At 70.3% G+C, this 4,092-nt stretch carries 5 protein-coding genes; 2 read left to right on the top strand and 3 right to left on the bottom strand.

The genetic code is table 11. The features are described 5' to 3' along the window. Window positions 1–416: alanine racemase (locus ABYE80_RS17920; RefSeq protein WP_372791670.1), on the bottom strand; the 416-nt coding region annotated here is incomplete at its 3' end. Between the two features lie 97 nt (window positions 417–513). Next, window positions 514–729, bottom strand: a complete 216-nt coding sequence (locus tag ABYE80_RS17915) for a DUF6458 family protein (RefSeq protein ID WP_372791669.1) — start codon at window positions 727–729, stop codon at window positions 514–516. A gap of 60 nt (window positions 730–789) precedes the next feature. Here ABYE80_RS17915 and ABYE80_RS17910 point away from each other — a divergent pair, with 60 nt between their 5' ends. Further along, on the top strand, window positions 790–1,944 hold the full coding sequence (locus tag ABYE80_RS17910; protein WP_372791668.1) for an acyl-CoA dehydrogenase family protein: 1,155 nt from the start codon (window positions 790–792) through the stop codon (window positions 1,942–1,944). Window positions 1,945–1,976: 32 nt separating this feature from the next. Beyond that, window positions 1,977–2,624: a metallopeptidase family protein gene (locus ABYE80_RS17905; RefSeq protein WP_372791667.1), complete on the top strand. Its 648-nt coding sequence runs from the start codon at window positions 1,977–1,979 to the stop codon at window positions 2,622–2,624. Between the two features lie 28 nt (window positions 2,625–2,652). Here ABYE80_RS17905 and ABYE80_RS17900 read toward each other — a convergent pair whose 3' ends face one another. Then, window positions 2,653–4,044, bottom strand: coding sequence for a class II 3-deoxy-7-phosphoheptulonate synthase (locus ABYE80_RS17900; protein WP_372791666.1), 1,392 nt, complete (start codon window positions 4,042–4,044; stop codon window positions 2,653–2,655). Window positions 4,045–4,092: the final 48 nt, after the last annotated feature.

Raw genomic sequence — 4,092 nt, 5'->3', positions numbered from 1 at the left:
GGGTCGGGCGGCAGGAGCTCGAGCTGGGCAGGGTCGTCGACCATGATCGTCACGCGTCCGGCGAGGTCCGCGTCCGCGGCCAGCTCGGCGAGGGCGTGACGGTCCGCCGTCGGGTAGGCGACGAGCACGTCGTCGTGGCCGTTCCGGGCCAGCCAGAGCGCTTCCGGGAGCGTGAACGCCATGATGCCCGCGTAGCCGGGACGCTCCAGCACGGCGTCGAGGATCGCCCGGCAGCGCACCGACTTGCTCGCCACCCGGATCGGGCGGCCTTGGGCACGGCGGGCCATCGCGGCGGCGTTCTGCTCGAGCGCGTCGAGGTCGATGATCGCCAGCGGTGGCTCGAGGTCCGCCGTGGCGCGGTCGTACCGCCCGCGATCGTCGCGGGAGGGCGCGGGGGGGCTCGGGAACTCGCTCACCGGCAGCGATCATCGCAGCCACGGGGCCACCGGCGCCCGAACTGGGCCAGCGGGAACCCGGCCCCGGGCCGGTCAGCCGGTCCGGGGCCGGGGGTGCTCAGACCTGGTCGTGACGCTCGCGCACGACCGTACGCTCGGTCGCGCGGTCGCGCAGCTGACTCGTCATGAACATCGAGATCACGAGGCCGAGCGCGCCGACGATCATCAGGATCAGGCCGACCGTCGTGAGGTCGACACCGTCGATCGCGTCGGTGACCGCGAACTTGAGGATCGCGCCGAGGGCGAGGAGGAAGATGGAGGTTCCGATCTGCATGAACTGGACCTACCCCGCGACGAGCCGGTCCACACCTGATCCACGACATACGATGGTGCGATGACCACGACCTCGCACCCGGACCTCTACGACATCCCGCAGGAGTTCCTCGACTTCCGGGATCTCGTCCGGCAGCTCGCCCAGGAGCAGATCGCTCCGCGCGCCGGTGACATCGACCGCAGCGGCGAGTACCCGTGGGACATCCGCAAGCTGCTCGCCGAGCAGGACATCCTGGGCCTCCCGTTCTCGACGGAGTACGGCGGGACCGGCACCGGGACGTTGATGCTGCAGATGGCGGTCGAGGAGATCGCGAAGGCCTGTGCCTCCAGCGCCCTCATCCTGATGATCCAGGAGCTCGGGTCGCTGCCGATCGCCCTCTTCGGCAACGACGAGCAGAAGGACCGGTTCCTGCCGCGGCTCGCGAGCGGCGAGATCTCCCCGGCGTTCGCGCTGTCGGAGCCGGAGGCCGGGTCGGACCCCGCCTCGATGCGCACGCACGCGGTCAAGGACGGGGACGACTGGATCATCAACGGCACGAAGAACTGGATCACCAACGCCGGGATCGCCGACTACTACGTCGTCTTCGCGAAGACCGACCGGGAGAACAACCGGATCAGCGCGTTCATCGTCGAGTCCGATCGCGACGGGTTCAACGCCGGCAAGCTGGAGCACAAGATCGGGATCAAGGGGTCTCCGACCGGCAGCCCCGTGTTCGAGGACGTGCGGGTCCCGTCCGCGAACCTCATCGGACAGGAGGGCAAGGGCCTGTCGGTGGCGCTCGGCACGCTGGAGCGCACGCGGCTGGGCGCGGCGGCCCAGGCGGTGGGTATCGCGCAGGGCGCCACGGACTACGCCAACCAGTACGCGAAGGAGCGGATCGCGTTCGGGAAGCCCATCAACGCGCTGCAGGGCATCCAGTTCAAGCTGGCGGACATGGAGACCGGCACCGCCGCCGCACGCGAGCTGCTCTACAAGGCGTGCGCCATGGTCGACCGGGGCACGCCCGGGGTGGGCAAGTGGACCTCGATGGCCAAGCTGTTCGCGTCGGACAACGCGATGCGGGTCACCGTCGAGGCGATCCAGGTGCTCGGCGGGTACGGGTACGTGAACGAGTACCCGGTCGAGCGCATGATGCGCGACGCGAAGATCACCCAGATCTACGAGGGGACCAACGAGATCCAGCGCGTCGTCATCGCACGATCCATGTCGAACTGAGGGCGAGGACCGCGTAGCCTGTCCTCATGCGGATGCGTCGTCCGAGCGAGCTGTTCCCCATCCAGAGGACGCTGTTCGCGGCGGCGGTCGCCCTCAGCCTCGGGCTGACCGCGATCGTCCTGCTGCAGGGGTGGAGCTCCAACGGGTTCCTGAAGTTCCTGCAGGGAGCCGCGGTGCTGTTCGTCGGGGCGAGCGCGATCTTCGGCGCGATGGCCATGATCGGGCTGCGCCTCGCCGACTGGCAGGAGCCCGCCGACGAGGACGAGTTCGAGCGCGTCGTGCAGGAGGCCGAGCGGCTCGCGCGGTCCGGGACCGCGCACGAGCCCGACGAGTCGGAGTTCCTCGATCTCGACCCGTACGACGACAACGACTTCGAGGAGCTCGTCCGCGACGCCCTCGACGATCTCCCGGACCTCCTGCGCAACCTGCTGGAGAACCACAACGTCGCGGTGGTCATCTCCGACGGCGGTCGTCGCCGTCGGGCCTACGGCCTCTACCACGGGGACGGCGCCACCCGCGACGACGTCCCGGACCGCATCGTGATCTACCGCGACACGTTGCGTCGCGACTTCGGGCACGACGCCACCATGCTCCGCGAGCAGGTCACGATCACGGTCCGCCACGAGCTGGCGCACCACGTCGGGTTCGACGAGCTCGGCGTCCAGGACCTGGGTCTGTAGCGCGGCGTGGTCCCGCAGTGGCGCCGGTCTAGGGCCGGACCGGCGCGCCGCGGAGCATCTCCGCGACGAGGAACGACAGCTCCAGCGACTGCTGGGTGTTGAGGCGGGGATCGCACGCGGTCTCGTAGCGCGACCCGAGCTGCTCGTGGGAGATGTCCTGCGCGCCGCCGAGACACTCCGTGACGTCCTCGCCCGTGTGCTCCACGTGGACGCCGCCGGGGTGCGTGCCGAGCTCGTGGTGCACCTCGAAGAAGCCCTTGACCTCGTCGACGACACGGTCGAAGTGCCGTGTCTTGTGCCCGCTCGGCGACTCCTCGGTGTTGCCGTGCATCGGGTCGCACTGCCACACCACGAGGTGACCGCTGTCGCGGACCGCCTCGACGATCGCGGGGAGATGGTCGCGCACGTTCTCGTTGCCCATGCGGGAGACGAGGGTCACCCGGCCGTCGATCCGGTCCGGATCCAGGCGCTCGACGAGCGCGAGGGCGTCCTCGGGCGTCGTCTTGGGCCCGATCTTGACGCCGACCGGGTTGGCGATCAGCGCGGCGAGCGCGACGTGGGCGCCGTCGAGCTGCCGGGTGCGGTCGCCGATCCAGAGCTGATGGGCGGACAGGTCGTAGAGCCGCTCCTCCTCCAGCCGCAGCATCGCCCGCTCGTAGTCCAGGACGAGCATCTCGTGGCTCGCGTACATCTCGACGGTGCGCAGCGAGCTGTCGTCGACGCCGCAGGCGGACATGAACCGCAGGCCGCGGTCGATCTCCTGGGCCACGAGCTCGTAGCGCTCGCCGGCGTTGGAGTGGGCGACGAAGTCCATGTTCCACTCGTGCAGGTGGTGCAGGTCGGCGAGCCCGGCGCCCGTGATCGCCCGGGTCAGGTTCATCGCGGCGGCGGCGTTGGCGTAGGACCGCAGGAGGCGTCCGGCGTCGGGGCGGCGTGCCTCGGGGGTCGCCTCGATCGCGTTGACCATGTCCCCGCGGTAGGACGGCAGCCCGAAGGCGTCGACGTCGGAGCTGCGCGGCTTGGCGTACTGCCCGGCGATGCGTCCGAGCTTCACGACGGGCATCGACGCGCCGTAGGTGAGCACCACGGCCATCTGCAGCAACGTCCGGATCGTGCCGCGGATGTGCGCCTCGGTGTTGTCGACGAACGTCTCGGCGCAGTCCCCGCCCTGCAGCAGGAACGCCTCGCCGCGCGCGACCGCGCCCAGTCGCTCCTGGAGCCGGTCGACCTCCGCGGGAACGGTGATCGGCGGCACCGCCTCCAAGAGGGACCGAACCCGGACCACGTAGTCGGGATCCGGCCAGTTGGGCTGCTGCACCGCGGGTCGGGCCAGGGCGTCGTCCAGCGCGGCTCGCAGGGCGGGGGGCAGGGGCGGCAGCTCCGGGAGGCTGTCCACCGGGATGTCGACGATCCAGTTCACGGACGCACAGGGTACGTCGGCGGGGTCCTCGGACGCCGTGCGGTCCCC

The sequence above is a fragment of the Paraconexibacter sp. genome (assembly GCF_041602235.1).
Taxonomy (GTDB): domain Bacteria; phylum Actinomycetota; class Thermoleophilia; order Solirubrobacterales; family Solirubrobacteraceae; genus Paraconexibacter.
Note: the sequence above shows the minus strand (reverse complement) of the source record. Positions and strands in the feature narration are given on the sequence as shown.